This window comes from Arthrobacter sp. R1-13 (assembly GCF_054161475.1).
This window is the reverse complement of the sequence record NZ_CP096420.1, coordinates 1,756,565-1,779,626: the sequence shown is the minus strand read 5'-3', so window position 1 is coordinate 1,779,626 and position 23,062 is coordinate 1,756,565. Positions and strand designations below refer to the sequence as shown.

Here is a 23,062-nt window from a genome sequence, read left to right as displayed (position 1 = left end):
GTGATCTTGCACCTAACTAACGAAAATGGGGATTGGAATATTGCTAGAGCGCCGGCTGGGAGTCTTCGGTGACTTCCCAGCGAACGTTTTAGAGAACTTGACTGAGAAATTCTTTGGTCCGGCTATTTTTGGGATGTAGCAGCACTTCGGCCGGGTTACCTGTTTCGACGACGACTCCGCCGTCGAGGAATACGATTTCATCACCCACTTCCCGGGCGAAGCCGATTTCGTGAGTAACGACGACCATGCTGGTTCCTCCAGTGGCCAGTTCCTTCATGACCTCCAGAACCTCACCGACGAGTTCGGGGTCAAGGGCGGACGTTGGTTCGTCGAAAAGCATCATTTCGGGGTTCATGGCCAGGGCTCGGGCTATGGCGACCCTTTGCTGTTGCCCGCCGGAGAGCTGGCTTGGATAGTAGTCAGATTTGTTTTCGAGGCCCACCCGCTTCAGGAGAGCGTGGGCGCGTTTCACTATCTCGCTCTTGTTTTCCCTTTTAACCCAGCCAGGGGCAACGCACACATTTTCGAGAGCGGTCATGTGAGGGAAGAGGTTGAACTTTTGAAACACCATTCCGATTCGGGCCCGTTGACGGGCGATTCCGCTCTCATTCAGTTCGTAGTACTTGTTATTTTTGAGTTCGTAACCCATGCGTTCACCGTTGACGAAAATGCTTCCGCCGTCAGGTTTTTCCAAGAGATTCACGCAGCGCAAAAGAGTTGATTTGCCTGAGCCGCTGGGTCCCAAAAGGCAGACCACGTCTCCGCGGTTCATTGAGAAGTCGATTCCTGACAATACCGGATTGTCACCGAAGTGTTTGCGCAGATTCTTGACTTCGAGAACTTTATCGTAAGTCATCAGTTGTTGTTGCTTTCTTGTAGGGCCACAATTGGCTGAGCTGTTTCCCGTTTCAACACAGCATTCCGGGGCGTGAATCCTCGTGCGAGACGCTGTTCGATTCGGCTCTGGAAATAGCTAAGGATCGAAGTGATGATCAGGTACCACAGTCCGGCGACGGTCAACAGCGGAATGGTTTGGTAGTTGGAGGCGTAGATCAGCTGCGCACTGTGCAGGAGATCAGCGATACCCACCACACTCACGAGGGAGGTGGCCTTGAGCAATGAAATGACCTGGTTACCGGTGGGAGGAATGATCATTCTCATGGCTTGAGGTATGAGAATCCTGAGCGTATTGAGCCTTCCCATGCCGAGGGCTTTCGCCGCTTCGGTTTGGCCGGAATCGACGCCCAGGAATCCGCCCCTGGTAATTTCAGCCATGTAGGCTGCCTCGTTGAGGGTCAGGCACAGGATGGCAGCAACAATGGGCGTCATGACCACATTCGTGTCCACCTGCAGGAAAGTCAGACCGAACGGAAGCTCGACGCCAAGTGTTGGGTAGAGTGCAGACAAATTGAACCAAAAAATCAGCTGAACAAGAACGGGCGTGGCCCGGAAGAACCACACGTAAAAGCCTGCTATTGAATTGAGCAGCTTGTTCTTTGACATTCGCATAACACCGATGACGCCACCGAGCACGGTCCCCAGCACCATGCAGACCGCTGTCAGCCAAAGAGTCAGCAATATGCCCTCAAGAATAGTCTGGGCGGTGAAATACTCAGCCACTACATCCCAGCGAAGATTCTCATTCAGCAGGACGGAAATAAGCATTGCGAGGGCCAACCCCGCCACAATGATCGAAGCCACAATTTTCCCGACATGGCGTTGACGGACAATGGGAAATGAGTCTTCGGGAACCTCGCTCCGATGCGCCGGTTCCTGGCTGCGATTATTTTCTTTGCTTTGAACACTATGCATAGTTATCATGCCTTACCTGCGTGGGAGCCGATCGAGCGCGTGGGCTCCATGAATTGAAATTTTCTATCTTTTTTCCCCTGAACCATGTCCGCTGCGATTCGTCCGATTCCCGGGCACATCTTGAACCCGAATCCCGCAAAGCCGTTTGCCAGAAGAACACTTTCGCTGCGGGGCAGGAAGCCGAGGAAAGGAATCCAGTCATCCACATAGAAATCTGTCCAGGCACATGCCCTTATCGGACTCTTGCTGAGTCCCGGAAAATACCTTGCGACGTGTCTTTCCATGTCTTGGATCTCATCCACAGTCTGGCCGCGGAAGTAGTCATCGGGTCCGGCCATATGCGTGGGCGCGCCGCCGGGAGCGATCTTTACTGAACCTCCACCATCAAGGCTCGGCGCTCCATAAAGGGTCCCGTCATCAACCAAACGCTGAAAGACAGGAAAGTTTTCTGCGCTGAAGTCATGCCCGGGCAGGGGGCTGAACCAAGTCAACTTGATACGGCCGGCACGGCTTTTGTCCCGAAGCTCAGAGGGGAGATTGTCCCGGGACCAAGAACCGGTGGTCACGATTGCCTTTTTGGCAGTCCACTCGTTTTGCCCATCCGTCATCACCACACCCTCCGCCGAAGCGTGCTTAATGGAGATCTTTGAATAGTCCCGGACCTGGGCTCCGAGATGTCTTGCGCGAGCGACTGCCGTCAGAACTGCTTGTTCGCAACGAATGTATCCCTGGGTGGAATCAAACATTCCAATCTCGCCCTGGTCAAGCAGGTGCTCGGGGAAGCGATTCTCCATGTCCAGCCCGCTGAGGTACTCCATCTCAAGACCGGCCTTTTCCGCTGCTACTTGAGCGGCAACCATCCGTGAATCACCCGGACGGCCAATCATGAGGCCTCCAGTTTCGGTTAGGATTTGGACGTCCGAGAACTCCTGAAGGTTCTCCCAGCGACTGCGAGCCATATCTATCACGGGGTTGTACTCCGGACCGCTGGTCTGCATCCGCCGGAACAATCGTGACTCGCCTCCAACGGCACCCCGATCATGGCCAATCCCAAACTGTTCAAACCCGACGACATTTAAGCCGTCCTCAGCGAGCTGCCAGAGCGCCATGCTCCCCATGGCCCCCAAGCCGATCACGGCAACGTCGAATTCCGTATGCATAACATTCCTTTTTGCTGTTCCAGCTCAAATGACCAAGGGGATGCAGCGTGGGTGTCGCTGTCACATCAGTGCGCCTATCTCCGATTGAAGCGCGCAAACCCGAGGCCCCATACCTTGCTTTGATCGCTTGCATTGCTCATGCGCCGAAGGTTCTGGGGCGGCGGAGCGTCGTTATGTAATGGTACTCACAGACCACTTGGTTCGACAAGATTGTCGGACATGTTTTTTCTTTTGTTTCGATCCCAGCGCAAGCTGAGCGCATAGTCCTGCTAGCGCTTTGGGCTCCGGCCCGCCTGATCCACCAGTTCGGTCAGCCATGGGCGGTGCCCCTGATGGAACACCATCCCGTCAGGCAGCCCCTGTACTCCTGGCACGGAATTTGTGATGCCGATGGTGATGCGGCCGCCTGCCATGGGAGCGTTGCCGATGTGGAGGTCGCCATAGGACTCCGGGAGGACCGGGTCCATCCATAGGCCCCCTTTGGAAACATCTGCGTCATACCGCATGAGGCTGGTTACAAGCATGATCGGTGTTGTCGCTGCCCAAGCCTGCGGTGAGCACGCCGTTGGATAGGGCACAGGCTCGGGAAACTGGTGCCGGCTGAATCCGCAGAACAGTTCGGGCAGCCGGCCGTCGGAGAAATCGGCGGCCTCAAGCAGGGCGGTGGAGATCCGTTGTGCCTCCTTGACAAAGCCGCAGCGCAGCAGGCCGGCTGCGATGATTGCGTTGTCGTGTGGCCAGACCGAGCCGTTGTGGTAGCTGGCTGGGTTGTACGCGCCCATGTCGCTGGCCAACGTCCGGACGCCCCAGCCGCTGAACATTTCCTGAGACATAAGCCGTTCGGCGACGAGCGGTGCCTTGTCCTCATCCACGATGCCGTGCCACAGGCAATGGCCCATATTGGACGCACACGCGTCGACCTGCCGCTTCTTCCCGTCGAGGGCCACTGCATAGTATCCGCGGTCCGGCATCCAGAACTGTTCGTTGAACCGCTTTTTCAGCTCCGCCGCGCTGGCGGCGAGTTCATTGCCTCTAGCTGTGTCGCCGGCGTCGTACGCCATCCACGACCGCGCCATGTAGGCAGTGTAGACGTAGGCCTGCACCTCGCAGAGGGCGATCGGCGGCTCGGCCAAGGTGCCGTCGGCGAAGTTGATGCCGTCCCAGGAGTCCTTCCAACCCTGGTTGATCAGCCCCTGGGGGTTTAGGCGTTCGTACTCGACGAACCCGTCTCCGTCCTTGTCCCCGTAGTCCCGGATCCAGTCCATGGCCCTGTCCGCGTGGGGCAGGAGAGCGGCGATGGTGTCCGGGGCAAACCCCCAGCGGCTGACGTCCCCGAGCAAGCAGACGAACAGGGGAGTGGCGTCGACGCTTCCGTAGTAAACGGACTTCCCGCCCAGGGACAACCCGCTGGAAACATCGAGCCGTACCTCGTGCAGGATCTTGCCCGGTTCCTCCTCGCTCACCGGATCCACCAGGCTGCCCTGGCGGTCAGCGAGCGTCTGCAGTGTGCCCAGGGCCAGGGATGGATCGACAGGCATCGCCATCTCGGATGCCCACAGCGCGTCCCTGCCGAAGAGGGTCATGAACCAGGGCGCTCCGGCGGCCACCACTACGCGGTCCGGGTGGTCCGGGTCCTCTATTCGCAGGGAGCCCAGATCGTCGTAGCTGCGCCGCAGTGTCCGTTGGATGGACTGGTTTCCCATCTGCAGCACGGGAATCTTCGCCACCCATTCCTGTCGGCGTAGATCGCGGGGGGACAATCCGTCCCCGTCAGGGTGGACAAACGTCGCTGCGGAAAATGCTCCCTCGTTGTTGGGCACCACGGTCAGGACCGTGCTCCAGTAACCGTGCGGCGGAATGGACAGCCGGTACGTGAGGGTGCTCGGTGCAAGGCTTGCTCCGGGTGCGTGGACGGTGATGCCCTTCCGGACGTCCTGCCAGGCGGCCCGGATGGTGAGATTGTCGGCGTCGACTTGGCTGGTTTTGTTCCAGCGCCGCTGGATCCGAGCCTCCTTTACCTCGAAGAGGTCCGCGAAGTCCGCTTCGATTCTCAGGGCGATCACGCATTCAGCCTCTTCGCGGGAGTGGTTGCGGAGGGTGATCTGCTCCTGGACGCCGGCCCCCACCTCACGTAGCCGCTCCACGATCAGCGGGCTGTCTGCATATCCGTCGGAACGGTGAACGCGCCCGGCAAACAGCGCGCGATAGGGCTCCAGGGTCAGGGCTGTCAGCGGCTCAAGCGGCAGGCCGTTGATGGTCAGGCTCCAACCGGACAGGATACGGGTGTCCTGGACGAAAAGACCGTGTGGTTGTTCGGAGTGCATGTCCCCGTTCTGCAAGGAGATGCAGAAGGACGAACCCTCGACCAAGGTGACAGTACCTACCCCGATCGCACCGGCGGCAGTATCAGCATTCCATCCGGCCATTCCAGCGCCTCCCACACATCACATACAGCGTGCCTTGGCCCTGTGGTCAAGCCACTAGCATCCTTTGATAGACGCTACGCTTGCTTGCCATCGCTTGCCAGACCTCAAGTTGCAGGCCATCCCAGGGGCGGAAGGTCGGTCCGATGGCGGGAATTTCGCCCGTCAACCGGATGCGATAGGCCAGGGCAATACCCGGCAGGTGGACTGATGATCTGCAGGGCTTTGGGAGGGACCTGTTGGTGGTCTCCGGCAGGTGTGGAACTTTGGACGTGCTGTCGGTGGGTCACCACAGGATTGCAGGCGTTGTAGACTAGGCCCGCTGTGAAGCAGACTCTGAGCAGCCGTTCAGCCTCTCTTCGGGACTGTCACCGCCCGCTGTTCCGGGACCATCATGTGCTCGTCGTGTTGGTGGTAATGGTCCTCGATCGCTCGCCGTGCAACCGAAACATCACCGCCCGCTATGGCTTCCAGGAGCTCAAGATGGCGTGCGGTGGCTAATTGGCCGGGGTACGGCACGCCCGGACGCAAGAGCGGGACGGTAATCACACTAAGAAAGGGCTGCAGTCGTTGCCACGTATCCAGAAGCCAGGGATTTTTGCTTTCAGCCACGAGCGAGCCGTGGAACTTCCGATCGAGTTCCCAGAGGGCGTCCCAATCACGAGGAAGCTCGAGCTCTTCCATCGCTTCAGCGCTTTCGCGCATGACGTCCAGAGTCGCGGTGCTGACTGGGAATTGAATGCTCTTTGTTGCCTGGAGTTCAAGCATGGCGAACACCTCGCCCAGCCCTATGACATCGTCATAAGTGAATTCCCGTACGGAGAATCCTCTGTGAGGTTCTCCAACGACGAATCCCATTGCGGCAAGGCGCTGCAGGGCCTCTCGGATGGTGCCTCTGGACACCTTGTGCTCTTCCGCCAGGGCGACTTCCGCGAGCCTTTCGCGGGGATACCTCAACCCCAGTAGGATCTCATTTCGCAGGCTGATAGCCACCGCCTCAACCCGGGTGGGCTTAGCCGTGCGGGAATCGATTCCTGCACGCAGTACGTCGGTCATTGTCGGCACTCCTAGTCTGTTTACGATACGGACACGACTCGGTACAACCGCGGCCTGCATCACCAATTACACCAGTTGTTTCGCTGTCCCTTCTCCATCCTGCTCCCAGTTGCTGAGGCAGTCGTGAGGATTTCCCGGCCAAGGGAGTTCCCGGCCCTGGTCGGAACTTATCGGCGTCGCTGACGCGTCCACATCCTTAGGGCGTGCAATACATGCGATCAGATCCCCTTCGTTCGCCGCGAGACTGGACAGCCCATACAGGAGGACTCCTGAAATGGGAGACCTCGCCTCTTGAAGTACGGTCCCGAACGGATTCTCAACGACCCCCAGTAACGCCCCGGCGTCGATGAATGAACCCGGCTTGACGTTGCTGTACCACAGGCCCGGGACCTCACACATCACGGCTTGATTCTCGAAAACAGGCAGCGGCTTCCTCTCTTCTCGGCCCAGTTCCAGCAATCCCGCGAAGCCCGCAGTTCGACGCAGGCCCTCGTGCTGGATCGCCACTTCTGCCGCAGACCATCGGCCCTCTCCGCCCACTTCAATCAGTGTGGACGGGATCCCCGCTTTGGCAGCGGCCCGAATGCTCGAGCCCTCGGCTTCGAACAGCACAATGCGCGGCACATCGAACTGATCAGCCAGTTCACGTGACAGATCGTCCACATCCGCAGTTCCCACCGGGCTCACGCCGGCAAAGCTTTCCAGAGCCTCGGGAATATCGCCGCTGTGGCAGTCGACGTAGTAGTCTGCGCGGGAAATGACGTTGGACCACAGCCAGAAGGCAAGACGGTCGGTGCTGCCGCCGTCCGGGTTGCCGGGGAAAGCACGGTTGAGGTTCTTGCCGTCCATCGGGTTGACGAATGCACTCCTGCCCTGAAAGGAAAGGGGACTGGACTGAAGCGAGGCGATTACCGTTCCTTGAATAGCGGAAGCATTTAAGCCAAAAACGAACTCCCGCACGGCCACCATGGACACGTACTCGCCCCCGTGGATGCCTGCGGTAACAGCAAGGACGGGGCCGGGCCGTTCCCCATGCACAATGACTACCGGAAGGCGAAGTGTCCTTCCGTGGATCTCGACTGAACAGTAGCCCGCCGCCGTGGTTCCTGGGTCAGCAACCACGGCCCCTACGCTGAAGGCCTCATGTGCATTATTCATGTCGGTTCCAGTAAATGTCGGGCCTTTAGCTCAGTGGCAAGGAGGTTAGTTGGGAATCTGGTCCAAGGAATCGGGCCGGATTCATGAAGCTGACGTCAGTGGCAGTCGTTCCGTCTATCACCAGGTCCGCGGCGATGGCACCCAGCGCGGAGGCCATCTTGAAGCCGTGGCCCGAGAAGCCTACTGCCGCTATGACACCTTCCATTCCCGGCACCTTCCCCAGCAGGCCTGTCCCATCGGGAGTATAGCCGTCAGCACACAGGGCAACCCGTACCGGTTCCGGAACGAGACTCGGAATGTACTCTGCTACCCATGCTCGTATGGTATCCAAATACTTCGGGTCCCAAGAGAGGGGTTTCTCCATGGACTCGACTTCGTCCATGTAGACGCTGCCGGCGACTTTAACCGTCCAACCGTCTGCACTTGGGAACCCATAGAAACCAGCGTCGTGGATTCTGCGCATGAACACCGGTAAACCTTCCCGGCTGATTGCAGACGGATCCGAGATGGGGAACCATGTCAGGACCTGCGGCCGAACTGAGAGATGAACGCCAAGTTCCTTGCATACGGCTCCGGCTCCGGTGCCCTGGGAGATAATCACCCTGGAGGCAACGATCTCTTCCTGATCGGTCCGGACGATGTACCGGTCACCATACGGCTCAACTGACTGCGCCTTACGGTTTCCCAGGAACTGCGCGCCGAGCCTGGCCGATTCCACCAGCGCGGTGGCCACTGCTTTCTCGGAATACACGTAGCCGCCCTCAGGGTCAAAGAGTGCCACGTCTGTGTCCCTGATCACGTGTTCGGGATATTTTGCCCTCGCCTCATCGCCCCGGAGGGATTCATAATCTAGGCCACTGGTTTTCCCTGCCTCGATGAGCGATTCGAGTAAAGGATGGTCTTCATCAAGCATTGTGACGAAGCCTGTGGTGTTGAGCAGGGGCATTCCGCCGATTTTTTCCAGGTCGCGCCACAAATCCTGCGACCTCTGCAGAATCGGTGTGTAATGCCCGCCTTCCGCGTACACCTTGCGGAAGAGGCGCGATTCCCCGGCGTAGGCAGAAAAGGGCCCGGGTATCGAAAAGCGGTCCACGCCAATGACCTTCAGTCCGCGAGAGGCAAGCTGCCAGCTTGCCATGCTCCCTACAGAGCCGACTCCAACAATGACAACGTCCGTTTCGAGGGTAGTCATGGCTTTACAGCCCCTTTCGTGAAGAGCTGTCGGACATTTCACACCAACCGGCGGTTGGCTTGCATCCTCGCTCCGCTGTCCGGGCATGGAACGTGACTAGGGGTGGGGTGATCATGCTTTGACTTCCTCCTGTGATCGCAGATCAGAACCTGGCATTCAAACATTGTCCTTCATTATTGTCGGACAACGTGTATGATCGTCACTGTAGCACCTTGCAGTTGGATTCGGAACGGGCGACCGGAAGAGGCGGGCACGCCCCCATTGAGGGCGTCAGCGGGCTCAGGAGATTCCTGGTGCTACAAAACTTTTTCTCAGGCCAACAGAGGTTGGCGTACATCTGCGCGGGCAAAGCTGCCCGGAATATGGAGTGATCATGGTCAAGGCGACAGTATTGAACGACACGACATCGGTAAATCTCGGAGAGCATGTAGCAAAAGCGACCAGTTCAACACCGGGACAGACCGAGGTGTCCTTCAAGTTTTGGGAAGACAATGGTCTTCGCACCGGGGTGTGGGAGGCCACGCCGGGCACATTCACCAGTACGCGCGAGGGATACAACGAGATCTGCCAGATCCTCAGTGGAACGGCAACCATCACCGACGAGAATGGCAGCTTCGACATCGGACCGGGCTCGCTGTTCGTCACTCCAGCCGGCTGGCGGGGCAGCTGGACTGTTCATGAAACCCTGCGCAAGATGGCGGTTGTTCAGGACCTCCCAGCCCAGCCGGCTGACTAGCTCTTCGACCATCCGTGCTTGCCGCTGCCCATCAGCGGTGGCGGCCCATCCAAAGACCAAGTTCAGTTATGCAGGACAGAGGACCTCATGCTTTCATCAACCACCGTCTCCGGAGCGAACACTGAACCAGTGGCAGCACGCCCGGACAAACGCTCCAGATATGCCGACGTTCCCGGAGGAGCCTTCTTCGAAGGCAAGTGGCAGACCGCCGGCCTGACCCTTGAGGTCAGGGATCCGGAAGACGGCCGGTTGATCGGGCGGGTATGCGACTCGACGCCACAGGATGTGAGGCGTGCCATAGACCACATTCACCGCCACCTCCAGGCAGACGACTGGCCGTTGCGGTCCCGTCGACAGTCGCTTGAAAAGGCAACACAATTGCTGGCTGAACAGTCTGAGCGCTTCGCAAACATCATTGCGGCAGAGAGCAGCAAGACCATCACCGAAGCAGAGCATGAGGTCCGCCGCTGCACTGAAACCCTGCGGCTTTCCGCGGCGGCTTCGACCGAGCTGGCGGGCCGGACACTGGGCTTTGAGGACAGCGTGGCTGGGGGGAACAAGATCGGCTGGTACAGCCGGAAACCGGTAGGAATCATTGCGGCCATCACGCCGTTCAACGATCCCCTCAACCTGGTGGCGCACAAGCTGGGGCCTGCTCTCATCGGAGGCAACGGCGTCGTACTTAAACCCTCCGGCCGCACCCCCCTGACGGGGCTGGCCCTGGTCCAGTTGCTGCTCGAAGCTGGCGTGCCGTCAGGACGGATTGCCGCTATCGCCGGTGGTCCGGGCGTTGCCGAAGCGCTCGTCACGGATAGCCAGGTGGACCTGATTTCCTTCACCGGTGGTCCCCAAACGGCGGAACGCATCGCCGCTGCCGCCGGCGCAAAAAAGATCCTCTCCGAGCTCGGCGGCAACAACGCCACCATCGTCTGCGCCGACGCGGACGCGATCCAGGCAGCGGACGCCATTGTTGCCGGAGCATTCGGGGTTGCGGGGCAGAACTGCCTTTCCGTGCAGCGTGTCTACGTGGACATCTCGCTGTTCGAGCAGGTCCTCAAGCACATTGTCCGCCGGACCAAGTCCCTCAAAGCCGGACCGAAGCTGGACCGGAGCTCCGACCTGGGGCCGATGATTTGTGAGGAGGAGGCGGAACGGGTCGCGGAATGGGTGGAAGAGGCCCGGGCGGCGGGGGCGACTATCCACGCGGGAGGCCAGCGCAGGAACGCCTACTACGAGCCGACGATCCTGACCGATGTACCGGCAGAGTGCAGGGTGATCCGGGAAGAAGTATTCGGTCCCGTGGTCAGCATTATTCCGTTCATTGAGGTCTCAGATGCCATCTACGCGGCCAACCAATCTGACTATGGACTCCAAGCGGGCGTATTCACTCAATCCATGGACCTTGCGCTGGCGATCGCCGACAAGCTGCACGTGGGCGCAGTGGTCATCAACGAGACCAGCGACGTCCGAATCGACTCCATGCCCTTTGGCGGATTCAAGAAATCCGGTGTAGGGCGGGAAGGCGTACAGTACGCCGTCCACGAGATGACCGAACCCAAGAGCACAATCATCAATCTGCGCGAACCGCAGGCGCGTTGGCAAGAGCGGGTTGGGTTCCCCGATGCATTGCAAGCAGCCACTGCTACGACCGCAGGGCTTGCGTCATGACTGCCGCCCCGGAACGCACCAAGCCGGTAGTCGCGGTTCTCTACCGAGATGTCCTGCCGCCACGTCTGGCGGAAATCCAGGAGCTCGCCGACGTCCGCCTAACCAAGGCCGACCGTCTGGCCCAAGCAATGGACGGCGCGGACATCTTGTACCAATGGCACTCCTTCTCACCTGCCCTGCAGGAGAACTGGAATGCCGCTGCGGGCCTGAAATGGGTCCACAACCGGGCAGCAGGAGTAAGCCAACTCCTTTTCGATGAACTGACCCGGAGCAACGTCGTGTACACGAACTCCCGCGGAGTGCTCAGCCGGGGGATCGCAGAGTTTGTGCTCGGTTTCGTCCTGGACATCGCCAAGGACATGCACGGGTCGTTCAGGCTGCAGCAGCAACAGCGCTGGCAGCACAGGATCACGCGAAAGATCGAGGGCCAGACGGCGCTGGTAGTCGGCACAGGTTCTATCGGTCGTGAGATCGCGAGGGTTTTCCAGGCGGTTGGGATGAAGGTCAGTGGAGCAGGGCGGACAGCCCGGCCAGGCGACGCGGATTTCGAACAGATCTATTCCTCAAGGGATCTGGTGGACGCCGTTCACGACTACGACTACGTGGTGCTCGCCGCGCCGCTAACCTCGGAGACCAGCGGCTTGGTGAGCGCTCAAGTCCTTGCTGCTATGAAATCTTCCGCGCATCTGATCAACGTAGGGCGCGGGGAACTCGTTGATACCGAGGCGCTGACTGAGGCTCTCACGTCAGGATCCATTGCCGGAGCGGCGCTGGACGTTGTACATCCGGAGCCTCTGCCTGAAGGGCATGCTCTGTGGAGCATGAAGAATGTCATCATCACACCCCACATGAGCGGTGACACGGAAGACTACCACGACGATCTTGACCGACTTTTTATCGACAATCTTCAGCGGTTCTGCAAGGGCGAACCGTTACGGAATGTCGTAGACAAGGCCCTTGGATTCGTCCCTTCGGAGTAGGGATGAGTCGGGCGTTGCTGCCGAACTTGCGTTGCCGGATGTTCCCCTCCCGCTACTCCCGCGGGCGACCTGGTAGAGGTTTCAGTTGACGACAGCTTCCACTGGCACGGCTTCACCGGGCTCTGCGCAGCCCCGGAAGTTGCCAAGCAAAGCGCCAGTGTCGCCCGTCTCGAACTCCACATGGGTAGGGACACATCCGGCTATCACGATGAACCTTCTAATACCCCCGAAACAAGCAGGGAAAGGCATTCCACTATGTCAGTTGAATCTTCGACCCCCGTGAGGTGCACCAGCCGGGCCAAGAACGGTGACTCTGATCGGCCCAAGCCGCCGAACTATAGCGTGGGTGACCGCGTTGTCTTTGAGTCAGAGAGGCGCACAGGATCCGGGGTTATCGATGACCTCATGCCTGACGGTTCTGTTGTATGGGTCTGGTCCGACGATGCCATGGGCAGAAAAATGATCTTCGGCGCAGACGCCCTGTCAGTACGGCACGAAGAGCGCCCGCACGAGCAGCATACCCGTTCTAACTAGGAGATATCCGCATGTCCACACAAGCAGTTGCACACGTCGAGGTACTGGTCGGCACCCAGGAGCAACTTCATGAGCTCCTCTCAGATGCAGAAGCCGCCCTTCTCCCGGCTGCCTCGGCAGAACGCTCCGCCGGCATCCTGGTCACCCGACACAGTCCCCGCCGATACACAGTGGCCCTTAGCCACGCCGTTCCCTTCGGAGAAACTCGAGAACACGCCCGGGACTGACCGTTCCGCGCACGTAGACGGGGTGGATGCAGCCAGCACACTCAGCTCCCCTCGCCGGCTATTTTTTTCAGAAGACCCTCCATTCGTGTGGGCATGACCTCCAGAACTGAGATCACCGTGCTGGTGCGCTGAATACCCTCAAGTCGCAGAATTTCCGTATTGATCCGATGAAAATCCGTCGTGTCCTTCGCGAGAACTTTGGCCACAAGATCAGCATCACCAGTGGTCGCATGAACTTCAATCACTTCGGGAATCGTGAAGAGCCCGGCCTGGACCAAATGGCTTTGGGTTTGCATCACTGAGATCGAAACGAGCGCTGTCAGGCTGTACCCCAGAGCACTCGCCCTAAGCCGCCTGGTAAAAGGGCCAAGAACTCCTCCTGCCTGCAGCCGGGCAAGGCGGGCGTGAACTGTATTTCTTGCCACCCCCAGCGACCGCGACAGGGAAAGGGCACTGGCATCGGGCTCCTCATCCAGCGCGAGGAGAATCCGGGCATCAAGCCGATCGATCTCAAAACTTCTCATAGCGGTTATTTTGGCAGTAAAACGGCTGAATAGTCTACAAAAATCCCAGCCATAGATAGGTATCTTGCGCATGAATCCCTCAGTCCCGATTATTTCTGGTATGACAAACATCACCGAAGCCAACGTTTCGGTCATCGCCGCCCAGCCTGCTCTGCGTTCAGAGGTGTCTTCGCTCCCGGCCTATGTACCCGGCGTCCGGGCCGAAGCAGCAGCGATGGCGGCTCTGGCGAGTAACGAAAGCCACTTTGAACCCCTGCCCTCTGTACTGAATTCAGTGTTTGACGCGGCGCACGCCTTGAACCGGTACCCGGACACCTCTTCATTCGCGCTGCGTGAGCGGATTGCCGGCCAACTCGCGGCCACTGTTGACGAGGTTACGGTGGGTCCCGGCAGCCTAGGGGTTTTGAACCAGATCATCTCCGCCTTCTGCAGCCCGGGGGATGAGGTGGTCTTTCCCTGGCGGTCTTTTGAGGCCTATCCGATCCTTGTTCAGTTGGCCGCGGCCACCCCCATCCCGGTACCGCTGCTGCCTAACGAAGGTCACGACCTTGAAGCGATGCTTGATGCGGTGACGGAACGGACACGCGTCATTATCGTGTGCACGCCCAACAATCCGACAGGGGTCCCCGTTTCCCATTCTGAGCTTGAGGGATTCCTCGTACGCGTACGGTCCGACATCCTGGTTGTTGTTGACGAGGCCTACATTGAATATGCGACGGCCGCAGACACCCCGGACACCCTGGCCCTTTACCGGCGCTATCCCAACGTCTGCCTGCTGCGGACTTTCAGCAAGGCTTACGGTCTGGCAGGGCTGCGCATCGGCTATGCTCTTGCCGGCAGCCACCTCTCCGAGGGACTGCGGAAGACTGGCCTTCCGTTCTCTGTTAGCGCACTGGCCCAAGAGGCCGCCGTCGCTTCCCTCGACGCCGAAGGCGAGATGCGTACCAGGGTCCAGGCCGTGGTCAGCGAGCGGGAAAGAGTCCTGCAAACGCTTGGGACGGCCGGGTGGGACCTTCCCGAAACGCAAACCAACTTTCTCTGGATGCGTTGCAACGATCAGATCCGCGAAACGCTTGTCGACGCCTTCAAGGCCGCCGGAATTCTGGTGAGGGGATATGCCAGCGATGGAGTACGGATCTCCTTGGCGGATACCGAGGCAAACAATCGGGTGCTGGATGTTCTGACCAGCCCTGCCCTCCTCGAAGCTCTCCGATAGCCCATCGAACGTCCCCGCGTCCGTCCAGCCAGCCCAGCCGGACGATCTGCTCCCGGTTCCGCAGGCAGCATGCACGGGCAGACATCAAGCAACTTTTTAGTAAGGACAAAGCATGACGACAGGCAATCACCCGACGGTATCCAGTGCGGTGGCCGACGTCCTGGCCGAGCGTGCCGGACACTTGTTCGGTCTCATGGGAAACGGCAACGTCCACCTCATTAGCCAGCTAACCCGCCAGGGCTTTCCGTTCACCTCCGCACGGCATGAAGCCGCAACGGTCGCGATGGCAGATGCCTTCTACAGGGCCAGCGGAAAAATCGCAGCCGCCACGACCACATACGGCGCTGGATTCACCAACGCCTACACCGCGTTGGCCGAAGCCCGGCTGGCCCGTATCCCCTTGGTGCTTATTGTCGGTGACGCCCCAAGCACAGGGATTCGGTCATTCGACATTGATCAGAAAGCCGCTGCCGAAGCGGTAGGTGTCACCACCCTTGTGGCCCAACCTGCGGACGCCATCGCCATGGCCCAGCGGGCCTTCGACCTTGCCCTGCGCACAGTGCAGCCGGTGGTACTTGCCATCCCCTACGACCTGGCCACCGAACCCCTGCTGGAACAGGTCGAGCTTGAACCCCTGCCGAGCAAAACTGTTTGGGCTCCCGGAAGCGGGGAACTGGACCGCGTCGCCGCGGTTCTGCGCGCCGCGCAGCGGCCTCTCCTCCTCGCCGGCCGCGGCATCCTGCTCGGCGATGCCGTTGAACCCTTCAAGGAACTAGGGGACCGTCTGGGTGCAATGTTCATGACATCCGTCATGGCGACCAACGTAGTGAACAGCCCATGGAACCTCGGCATCACCGGAGGTTTCGCCAGGGACCACACACTGGATCTGGCCCGCCAGGCCGACGTCGTGCTCGTCGCCGGCGCTTCACTGAATTCCTTCCAGCACCGCTACGGGACGCTGTTCGGACCAGAAACCAGAGTCATCCGGGTAGACAACGAGCCAGAGAATCCCCACCCGTATGTCGACGATTACATCCGGGCCGACATCGGTCCCTTCCTTGAAGCCCTTCTCGGCCGCACTCCCGCTGCGGAGGAAATGATGACGTGGCGGTACAAGGCGAGTGAGGTCAGCGACGAATCCTTCCGCTCACTGGGGCCCATCGAAGATCCGGTCGAGTTTGGCCCGGACGGACGTTTGAATCCCCGCGCCGTAGTGGCTGCCCTCGAACACATCCTTCCAAAGGAACGGTCGGTGGTCATGGATGGCGGTCACTTCATGGGATGGGCCCCGATGTACCTCTCAGTCCCAGACCCGCAGGCGATGGTCTTGGTGGGAACTGCGTTCCAGTCGATCGGCCTCGGTTTCAGCTCAGCCCCGGGAGTGTCGGTAGCCCGGCCAGACCGGACCACGGTGTTCATTACCGGCGATGGCGGCGGCCTGATGGGTCTGGCCGACTTCGAGACCTTCCTCCGGGCCACCCGGAAGGGTGTCGTCATCGCCATCAATGACTCGGCCTACGGCGCTGAACTACACCAGTACGCATCCAAAGGCCTCGACCCCGCAGCAATGCTCATCGATGAAGTCGATTTCTCTGCCATAGGACGAGCTCTGGGCGCAGCAGGCCACAAGGCACGGACACTTGCCGATCTGAGCAAGCTCGAAGAGTGGCTCGCTGCACACAACGATGGCGTGTTCGTCCTGGACGTCGCAGTATCCCAAGGGGTTGTCGTCGAGTGGATGCTGGCTTCCCTGGCAGCTGTCACCCCAGCGACCATACAGGAGAAGACCGTCTCTCAGTGAGCTTCCACAGCGAGCCATGGACAGGAGGGATAGCGATCGGCACGAGGACCTCTGCGAGGCGTTGGCTCGCCGGGCTTTGGTGGATGCTTGGCCTGCATGGATAGGTGTGAATTCGCTATACGGAAATTTGAGAGTGCAAGGACCAACTAGATAGCGGCCATGAACCCGGCGACAAGACCCGCAGCCATATTGCCGTCTGAGCGATATCACGAACGCTCGCATACGAGATATTGATGAACGAAAGGTGGCCTTCAATGGCAACAAGCAGCTACATCTATGACGGGATCCGGACTCCCTTTGGGAAGTTTGGAAAGTCCCTCGCCGGCGTCCGGCCTGACGATCTTGCGGCAGGCGTTATCCAGGAACTGGTTTCCAGGCATCCTGACCTGAAACCGGAGCGGATCGATGACGTCATCCTCGGGGACAGCAACGGTGCAGGTGAAGACAACCGGAATGTTGCGCGAATGGCTTCATTGCTCGCGGGATTGCCCACATCAGTGCCCGGCACCACGCTCAACCGGCTTTGCGGATCGGGCTTGGAAGCCGCGATACAGGGCAGCCGCGCCGTAGAGATTGGGGACGCTGAGCTGGTGCTCAGCGGCGGCGTTGAGTCGATGAGCCGCGCTCCATGGATCCTCCCGAAGCCGGAACGGGCCTACCCGGCCGGCCCTGAAACCCTGCACAGTTCCACTATTGGTTGGAGGATGGTCAACCCGGAGATGCCCGAGGACTGGACCGTCTCCAATGGAGAAACAGCGGAAATCCTGGCCGATCGTTTCGGTATTTCCCGGGAAGCGCAGGACGAATTTGCAGTCCGCAGTCACCGCCTTGCCGATGAAGCCTGGAACGCCGGCATCTTCGACGACGAGGTAGTTCAAGTACCGGGAAGCCCTCTTCCCCGCGACGAAGGAATCCGTGCGGGAACGACCGTCGAGGTCCTCGCGTCACTCAAACCAGCCTTTCGCAGCAACGGCTCCGTCACAGCCGGGAACTCATCACCCCTCAATGACGGGGCAGCCGTCGTGTTCATAGGCCGCGAGGGAGCGCTCACTGCAGAGCCGCTGGCCAGGATCGTCTCCCGGGGAGTCGCGGCCGTTGACCCGAACATCTTTGGTATCGCCCCGGTTGGGGCCGCGAACCAGGCCCTCGCACGGGCAGGGAAGACCTGGAATGACGTCGACATCGTCGAACTCAACGAGGCCTTCGCGGCGCAGAGCCTGGCGTGCCTGAGCCTGTGGCCGGACCTGGATCCGGAAAAGGTCAACATCCACGGCGGAGCTTTGGCTATAGGGCATCCGCTGGGTGCTTCCGGGGCTCGAATACTTCTTCACCTCGCCCGGGAACTGGAGCGCAGGGGCGGTGGAATCGGCGTTGCTGCGCTCTGCATCGGAGTGGGCCAAGGCCTCGCGGTCGTACTCGAGCGCTGAGGACCCGACGGACAGCCATTGGCCACCGGAAACGTGGTCAGTCGCAGCAAAAGATGCTTCCTCAGTCCATCGGGCGGTTCGCTGTGCGTGGTGCTGGTGGGTCGAGTTGGACGGCCACCTTGCCGCCGTCGTGGCTGCTGCTCGCCCTCAGCGAATGATGCATAGGAACCGCTTCGGCCGGACAACCTCGTCCTCCACCTGCCAGTCGGAGGGAATCGCGAAACGCTCCACCCGCGAGAGTATGTTGGCAGTGACTTTGTCCTCGGCGGACCGGACCAGAAAATACCCGGGGCTCCAAGAACCAGGATCAGTGCCAGCCCGGTTCTGAGCTTCACTGGGGGAGCCGGGAAGTCCATGCTGGGCCCAAAAGGCCTAAGCACAGCCCTCTGCCTTCCTGCAGGCAGATGCGTGGAGATTCCCCGGCTCTAAGTCGCAACTGGCCGCGCAGCATATTGCAACACCTACCAACGTCGGCGCGATCTTCCGTTCCGCCGCTGCGTTGGGGATAGACGCTGTCCTGATTTCCCCGCGCTGCGGCGACCCCTTGTACCGGCGAAGCGTCAGGGTGAGCATGGGGACGGTCTTCCAGGTGCCCCTGGGCGAGGCTTGAATCGTGGCCCGGGGACCTGGCAACGCTCCGGGACAAGGGCTTCACAGTTGCGGCCATGGAACTGACGGATGACGCTGTGGACGTCGATGCCCTGGCACGGAAAAACCCCGACCGGTTGGCCCTGGTACTGGGCACCGAGGGTGCCGGCATGAGTCCGGAGACACTTGCCGCCGTCGACCTGGCAGTAAAAATTCCAATGCGTGCCGGCGTTGACTCCCTCAATGTGGCGGCGGCATCAGCGGTGGCGTTCTGGGAGTTGCGCACCCGGCCCCTGACGTCCGGGGGCAGTTCGTCAGCCCTGCGCTTATCAGGTAGTATTGATAGCTGGTTGTTCTGCGCCTTCAGGCGTGTGTCCTGCCATCCCATTCATACCTGGCAGCTGGCCAAATCCAGTTGCGTGAACGAAGGTCCCATTATGAAGTCTGATATTCACCCGAAGTACGAAGCTGTTGTTTTCAACGACCTGGCTTCCGGCGTCAAGTTCCTGACCAAGTCCACCGTGTCTTCCAAGAAGACCATCGAGTGGGAAGACGGCAACACCTACCCGGTCATCGACGTCGAAATCTCCTCCGAGTCCCACCCGTTCTACACGGGCAAGCAGCGCATCATGGACTCCGCAGGCCGCGTCGAGCGCTTCAACGCTCGCTTCAAGGGCTTCGGCGGCAAGAAGTAACACTTCTCCCCAGAATTCTCTGAAAAAGCCCGCACCGGCAACGGTGCGGGCTTTTGCGTTCCTGGGGCAGGATGGGAGGTATGACTTTCCAGCCTGAAACCGGCCCCGCAGACGACCAGAGCGACGGCGGTTCCCGCCGGCATGGAGAGTACAAGGTGCCCGGCGGCAAACTCGTGGTGGTGGACTTCGACGTCCACAACGGCCGCCTTGCCAACGTTTCCGTGAGCGGGGACTTCTTCCTCGAGCCGGACGAGGCCCTGCTGGACATCAACAGGGCCCTGACCGGGCTGCCCGAGGACGCGGGTGCAGGCGACATCGCATCGGTGATCACCGCCGCGCTTCGGGAGGATGCAGCACTTTTCGGTTTCTCGGCCGCAGCGGTGGCCGTAGCGGTCAGAAGGGCCCTGGCGAAGGCGACCTCCTGGTCCGACCATCATTGGAACGTCATCGCACCCGTAATCCTGCCGACGCACGTCAACGTTGCCCTCGATGAAGTCCTCACGGAGGAAGTAGGAGCGGGACGGCGGAATCCCACCCTGCGGTTCTGGGAATGGGAAGAACCGTCCGTTGTGATCGGGAGCTTCCAGTCGGTGCGGAACGAGATAGAGCCCGACGGCGTTGCGCGCCATGGCGTAACGGTGGTCCGCAGGATCAGTGGCGGGGGAGCGATGTTCATGGAAGCAGGGAACTGCATCACCTACTCGCTCTACCTGCCTCAAACCCTGGTGGACGGCATGAGCTTCGCCGATTCCTACAGCTTCCTGGACGCCTGGGTCCTGGCGGCATTGGAGAAACTCGGTATCAGTGCCTTTTATGTGCCCCTCAACGACATCGCCACTGACCAGGGCAAAATCGGCGGGGCAGCCCAAAAGAGGCTCGCGAACGGCGGAATGCTCCATCACGTCACCATGAGTTACGACATCGACGCAGACAAGATGGTGGAAGTGCTCCGGATCGGCAAGGAGAAACTCTCCGACAAAGGAACCCGCAGTGCCAAGAAACGGGTGGATCCCCTCCGCCGCCAGACCGGACTGGCCCGCCGCGAAATCATCGAGGCGATGATCGAGGTCTTCACCGAGCGCTACTCGGCAACCCCTTCAGAGCTGACTAAAGCGGAACTCGAGGCGGCGCACCAGCGGGTGGAAGCCAAGTTCGGCACGCACGGATGGCTGCACCGGGTTCCGTAGAAAATCCTGCCGTTCTCAGCGGTCAAGACGGCAGTCACGGAGCAACCGACGCTGTTTTTGCTGCACGGGCCTGGGCCGCGAGTGCACGATGCAAATGGCTCCGCTGCTCCATAATGATCCGGCGAAGTGCTGCGGGGACTCCTGCCCGCCGGGCGAGCCAGTCGTCGGCGCGGACAATCACAGGATGGGCTTCCGGATCAGTGATATTGCCACCAAGGTCCTGCCCCAACGGGAAGAGTCCGCGGACGATCCGCGTGGCTATTTCGATGCTTCGTTCGGCCCACACTTGCTCCAGGCAGGAGAAGTAGGGCTCCACATAGTCATCCAGAAGCCCAGCCGGTGCCGTATTGAAACCGGCGATGGTGGCGCTGAGGAGTTGGTTGGACAGTGAGCTTCCGTTGACTGCCTGGTCCCAGGCCGCTGCCTTTGCTGCCGGCTCAGGGCGGGCCGCCATGGCAGTGGCATGCCCGGCACGCCCTGATGCCGTTTTATCCCGGGCCAGTTCGCTGTCCAACTGCGTCGGGCCGGCCTGCCCCTGGGCAGCCAGGGCGTGCCAGAGATTCCAGCGAAGATCAGCGTCCACGGCCAGTCCCTCCGGCACGGAACTGCCCTCGAGGAGGTTCCTGAGCAGTTGGAGCTGCCCGGCGTCCCTGCGGCTGATCTCGGCCACGGTGCGGGCCCATGCGAGCTGCTGGTCCGAGCCAGGAGCCGCCGCTTGTAGTTCAGCCGCGGCACCAGCCAGAAACCGGCTCCGCGCCGATTCCCTGTCGATCGCCGGGATGTAACGCTCCAGGGCGGTACCTGCATTGTTCAGCACCGTCGACAGAACACCACTGCCGGTCTCTGACGGCGCAAAGGCAAGCACGGCGTCAACGTATCCGGCTGCCGGGGCGACGCCATCGCGCGCAGAATCCCACAGGGCGGTCCAGCAAAGGGCCCGTGCCATGGGGTCAGGAATGGTATGGAGGGAGGCACGAACCGTGGCCTCGGAGGCAGGATCGAGCCTGACCTTGGCATAGCTCAGGTCATCATCATTGACCAGCAGGAGTGCCGGCCGACGCTTGCCCTCAAGCTCGGGAACATGGGTCCGGTGCCCTTTTATGTCAACATCTATGCTGTCCGTACGCACCAAGGCGCCAGTGCCGTCAAAGTCGTAGAGGCCCAGCCGCAGGCGGTGCGGCCGCAGTTCTTCATGTCCCGTCACAGGGTCCTCCGCCTCCTGGACGAGGTTCACAGAAGCGAGGACGCCGTCGTGCTCCTCAAACTCTGCCCGGACGGTGGAGATCCCGGACGTCTGGAGCCACTGCTGCGCCCAGGTGCCAAGGTCACGGCCGGAGGCTGTGCTCAGGGCGGCAAGCAGGTCAGTCAGCGAGGTATTTCCGAAAGCATGATCCCGAAAGTATTGGCGGGAACCGGCAATGAAGGCGTCAAAGCCCACGTATGCCACGAGCTGTTTGAGCACTGAAGCGCCCTTGGCATAGGTGATGCCGTCAAAGTTCTGTTTCGCCGCTTCGAGGTCGGGGATGTCTGCGACGATCGGGTGCGTCGTGGGGAGCTGGTCCTGGACATACGCCCAGGCTTTGCGTTTGTTGGCGAAATTCACCCAGGCGGTGTCCCAGTGCGTTGCGCGGTCAACACCGAGAGTTCCCATGTAATCCGCGAAGGATTCCTTGAGCCACAAATCGTCCCACCAGCTCATCGTGACGAGGTCGCCGAACCACATATGGGCCATTTCGTGGAGCAGCGTATTTGCCCTGCCCTGATACTGGGCATCGGTGGCGCGGGACCTGAAAATGTAATTCTCCGTGAAAGTCACCAGTCCCGGGTTTTCCATCGCGCCCAGGTTGTATTCCGGAACGAAGGCCTGGTCGTATTTGCCCCAGGGGTACGGGTATCCGAAGAGATCGTTGAAGAATGCCAGGCCACTCTTCGTCAGGCGGAAAAGTTCGGCGGTGTCAAAGGATGCAGCCATCGACATTCGGCAGTACAGCGCCAGGGGGATCTCGAGGTGTGTCCCGTCGCTTGCTGCGCCACTCCAGTGGTCCACGGCACGGAAGTAGGGTCCGGCGAGGACTGTGGTGATGTACGTGGACATGGGTTTTGTCGGGGAAAAGTCCCAGCGGCTCGTGGCGGGGTCTCTCGGGAGGGGCACGGAGCTGCTTTCGGCGCCGTTGGACGCCACAAGCCATCCTGTCGGCGCCAGGACGTGGAAGGTGAATTGCGCCTTGAGATCAGGCTGTTCGAAGTTGGCGAACACTCGCCTGGCATCGGCAGGCTCGTACTGCGTGTAGAGGTAGCACTGGCCGTCTGCCGGGTCGAAGAAGCGGTGCATTCCTTCGCCGGAACTGCTGTAGAGGGCCGTGCCGGTGACTGTTACCTGGTTCTCTGCCTCAAGGTTGTCCAACCGGATCCGCGCGCCGTCCACGACGTCCCCGACGATCAGGTCCTTGCCATTCAGCACAACGCTGTGGACTTCCCCGCCAATGAAATCAAGGAAGGTGGATGCTCCGGGTTCGGACGCGGAGAAGCTGATGACGCTTCGACTCGGATACCCGGCAACATCGGGGTTTGGTGCCTGCGAGACATCCAGCGAAACGTCGTAGCTCCGGGTAGTGATCAGGGCTGACCGTTTTGCCGCTTCATCCCGCTGCAGATTCTCATTTGACACCCAGCTATTG

Annotated in this window: 19 protein-coding genes and 1 pseudogene; 11 read left to right on the top strand and 9 right to left on the bottom strand. The window is 60.3% G+C overall.

Translation table 11 applies throughout. The features are described 5' to 3' along the window. Positions 1 to 88 precede the first annotated feature (88 nt). The 7 genes from M1D88_RS08120 to solA form a co-directional block, all read right to left on the bottom strand. The gene (locus M1D88_RS08120) at positions 89 to 856 is read right to left on the bottom strand and encodes an amino acid ABC transporter ATP-binding protein (RefSeq protein WP_457967218.1); all 768 of its coding nucleotides are present in this window, start codon (positions 854 to 856) and stop codon (positions 89 to 91) included. Beyond that, positions 856 to 1,701, bottom strand: a complete 846-nt coding sequence (locus M1D88_RS08115; protein ID WP_458114017.1) for an amino acid ABC transporter permease — start codon at positions 1,699 to 1,701, stop codon at positions 856 to 858. The genes M1D88_RS08120 and M1D88_RS08115 overlap by 1 nt, the downstream gene beginning before the upstream one ends. 116 nt (positions 1,702 to 1,817) lie before the next feature. Then, positions 1,818 to 2,972, bottom strand: coding sequence for an FAD-dependent oxidoreductase (locus tag M1D88_RS08110; protein WP_458114016.1), 1,155 nt, complete (start codon positions 2,970 to 2,972; stop codon positions 1,818 to 1,820). A 269-nt stretch (positions 2,973 to 3,241) separates the two neighbouring features. Further along, entirely contained in the window at positions 3,242 to 5,398 is a 2,157-nt protein-coding gene (locus M1D88_RS08105) for an amylo-alpha-1,6-glucosidase (RefSeq protein ID WP_458114015.1), read from the bottom strand. Positions 5,399 to 5,743: 345 nt separating this feature from the next. Then, on the bottom strand, positions 5,744 to 6,451 hold the full coding sequence (locus M1D88_RS08100; protein ID WP_458114014.1) for a GntR family transcriptional regulator: 708 nt from the start codon (positions 6,449 to 6,451) through the stop codon (positions 5,744 to 5,746). Positions 6,452 to 6,517: 66 nt separating this feature from the next. After that, positions 6,518 to 7,609: a succinylglutamate desuccinylase/aspartoacylase family protein gene (locus M1D88_RS08095; protein ID WP_458114013.1), complete on the bottom strand. Its 1,092-nt coding sequence runs from the start codon at positions 7,607 to 7,609 to the stop codon at positions 6,518 to 6,520. A 25-nt stretch (positions 7,610 to 7,634) separates the two neighbouring features. Then, the gene (gene solA, locus M1D88_RS08090; RefSeq protein ID WP_458114012.1) at positions 7,635 to 8,801 is read right to left on the bottom strand and encodes an N-methyl-L-tryptophan oxidase; all 1,167 of its coding nucleotides are present in this window, start codon (positions 8,799 to 8,801) and stop codon (positions 7,635 to 7,637) included. A gap of 373 nt (positions 8,802 to 9,174) precedes the next feature. Between solA and M1D88_RS08085 the strand changes: the two genes are divergently transcribed. From M1D88_RS08085 to M1D88_RS08065, 5 genes are all read left to right on the top strand, one after another. Beyond that, entirely contained in the window at positions 9,175 to 9,537 is a 363-nt protein-coding gene (locus M1D88_RS08085; protein WP_457967230.1) for a cupin domain-containing protein, read from the top strand. Between the two features lie 87 nt (positions 9,538 to 9,624). Continuing rightward, a complete protein-coding gene (locus M1D88_RS08080; RefSeq protein ID WP_458114011.1) occupies positions 9,625 to 11,205 on the top strand; it encodes an aldehyde dehydrogenase family protein in 1,581 nt (526 codons plus the stop codon). Beyond that, on the top strand, positions 11,202 to 12,185 hold the full coding sequence (locus tag M1D88_RS08075; RefSeq protein WP_458114010.1) for a D-2-hydroxyacid dehydrogenase: 984 nt from the start codon (positions 11,202 to 11,204) through the stop codon (positions 12,183 to 12,185). The genes M1D88_RS08080 and M1D88_RS08075 overlap by 4 nt, the downstream gene beginning before the upstream one ends. Before the next feature lie 255 nt (positions 12,186 to 12,440). Continuing rightward, positions 12,441 to 12,719, top strand: coding sequence for a hypothetical protein (locus M1D88_RS08070; RefSeq protein ID WP_458114009.1), 279 nt, complete (start codon positions 12,441 to 12,443; stop codon positions 12,717 to 12,719). An 11-nt stretch (positions 12,720 to 12,730) separates the two neighbouring features. Continuing rightward, positions 12,731 to 12,946 carry a hypothetical protein gene (locus tag M1D88_RS08065; RefSeq protein ID WP_458114008.1) on the top strand — a complete coding sequence of 72 codons (216 nt, stop codon included), beginning with the start codon at positions 12,731 to 12,733 and terminating at the stop codon, positions 12,944 to 12,946. A gap of 41 nt (positions 12,947 to 12,987) precedes the next feature. Here the strand turns inward: M1D88_RS08065 and M1D88_RS08060 are convergent, their stop codons facing one another. After that, on the bottom strand, positions 12,988 to 13,605 hold the full coding sequence (locus M1D88_RS08060) for an Lrp/AsnC family transcriptional regulator (protein ID WP_458114007.1): 618 nt from the start codon (positions 13,603 to 13,605) through the stop codon (positions 12,988 to 12,990). On the opposite strand from M1D88_RS08060, the gene hisC reads away from it, so the two are divergent. From hisC to M1D88_RS08030, 6 genes and pseudogenes are all read left to right on the top strand, one after another. Continuing rightward, a complete protein-coding gene (gene hisC / locus M1D88_RS08055) occupies positions 13,571 to 14,686 on the top strand; it encodes a histidinol-phosphate transaminase (protein ID WP_458114006.1) in 1,116 nt (371 codons plus the stop codon). The genes M1D88_RS08060 and hisC overlap by 35 nt on opposite strands. A 112-nt stretch (positions 14,687 to 14,798) precedes the next feature. Beyond that, the gene (locus M1D88_RS08050; protein WP_458114005.1) at positions 14,799 to 16,487 is read left to right on the top strand and encodes a thiamine pyrophosphate-binding protein; all 1,689 of its coding nucleotides are present in this window, start codon (positions 14,799 to 14,801) and stop codon (positions 16,485 to 16,487) included. Positions 16,488 to 16,741: 254 nt separating this feature from the next. Next, positions 16,742 to 17,914, top strand: coding sequence for a thiolase family protein (locus M1D88_RS08045; protein ID WP_458114004.1), 1,173 nt, complete (start codon positions 16,742 to 16,744; stop codon positions 17,912 to 17,914). A 457-nt stretch (positions 17,915 to 18,371) separates the two neighbouring features. After that, positions 18,372 to 18,792, top strand: a pseudogene (locus M1D88_RS08040) (TrmH family RNA methyltransferase); the annotation flags it as partial. 147 nt (positions 18,793 to 18,939) lie between these two features. Further along, complete coding sequence (locus M1D88_RS08035) at positions 18,940 to 19,197, top strand: type B 50S ribosomal protein L31 (protein WP_028267311.1); 258 nt, start codon at positions 18,940 to 18,942, stop codon at positions 19,195 to 19,197. A gap of 80 nt (positions 19,198 to 19,277) precedes the next feature. Further along, entirely contained in the window at positions 19,278 to 20,384 is a 1,107-nt protein-coding gene (locus M1D88_RS08030; protein ID WP_458114003.1) for a lipoate--protein ligase family protein, read from the top strand. Between the two features lie 34 nt (positions 20,385 to 20,418). Here M1D88_RS08030 and pepN read toward each other — a convergent pair whose 3' ends face one another. Then, positions 20,419 to 23,052: an aminopeptidase N gene (gene pepN, locus M1D88_RS08025; RefSeq protein ID WP_458114002.1), complete on the bottom strand. Its 2,634-nt coding sequence runs from the start codon at positions 23,050 to 23,052 to the stop codon at positions 20,419 to 20,421. Positions 23,053 to 23,062 lie beyond the last annotated feature (10 nt).

Bases quoted from the DNA above. Each gene is read 5' to 3' on its own strand.
- M1D88_RS08120 (WP_457967218.1), bottom strand. From the start codon at position 856: ATGACTTACGATAAAGTTCTCGAAGTCAAGAATCTGCGCAAACACTTC.
- M1D88_RS08110 (WP_458114016.1), bottom strand. From the start codon at position 2,972: ATGCATACGGAATTCGACGTTGCCGTGATCGGCTTGGGGGCCATGGGG.
- M1D88_RS08105 (WP_458114015.1), bottom strand. From the start codon at position 5,398: ATGGCCGGATGGAATGCTGATACTGCCGCCGGTGCGATCGGGGTAGGT.
- M1D88_RS08100 (WP_458114014.1), bottom strand. From the start codon at position 6,451: ATGACCGACGTACTGCGTGCAGGAATCGATTCCCGCACGGCTAAGCCC.
- M1D88_RS08095 (WP_458114013.1), bottom strand. From the start codon at position 7,609: ATGAATAATGCACATGAGGCCTTCAGCGTAGGGGCCGTGGTTGCTGAC.
- solA (WP_458114012.1), bottom strand. From the start codon at position 8,801: ATGACTACCCTCGAAACGGACGTTGTCATTGTTGGAGTCGGCTCTGTA.
- M1D88_RS08085 (WP_457967230.1), top strand. From the start codon at position 9,175: ATGGTCAAGGCGACAGTATTGAACGACACGACATCGGTAAATCTCGGA.
- M1D88_RS08080 (WP_458114011.1), top strand. From the start codon at position 9,625: ATGCTTTCATCAACCACCGTCTCCGGAGCGAACACTGAACCAGTGGCA.
- M1D88_RS08075 (WP_458114010.1), top strand. From the start codon at position 11,202: ATGACTGCCGCCCCGGAACGCACCAAGCCGGTAGTCGCGGTTCTCTAC.
- M1D88_RS08070 (WP_458114009.1), top strand. From the start codon at position 12,441: ATGTCAGTTGAATCTTCGACCCCCGTGAGGTGCACCAGCCGGGCCAAG.
- M1D88_RS08065 (WP_458114008.1), top strand. From the start codon at position 12,731: ATGTCCACACAAGCAGTTGCACACGTCGAGGTACTGGTCGGCACCCAG.
- hisC (WP_458114006.1), top strand. From the start codon at position 13,571: ATGACAAACATCACCGAAGCCAACGTTTCGGTCATCGCCGCCCAGCCT.
- M1D88_RS08060 (WP_458114007.1), bottom strand. From the start codon at position 13,605: ATGACCGAAACGTTGGCTTCGGTGATGTTTGTCATACCAGAAATAATC.
- M1D88_RS08050 (WP_458114005.1), top strand. From the start codon at position 14,799: ATGACGACAGGCAATCACCCGACGGTATCCAGTGCGGTGGCCGACGTC.
- M1D88_RS08045 (WP_458114004.1), top strand. From the start codon at position 16,742: ATGGCAACAAGCAGCTACATCTATGACGGGATCCGGACTCCCTTTGGG.
- M1D88_RS08035 (WP_028267311.1), top strand. From the start codon at position 18,940: ATGAAGTCTGATATTCACCCGAAGTACGAAGCTGTTGTTTTCAACGAC.
- M1D88_RS08030 (WP_458114003.1), top strand. From the start codon at position 19,278: ATGACTTTCCAGCCTGAAACCGGCCCCGCAGACGACCAGAGCGACGGC.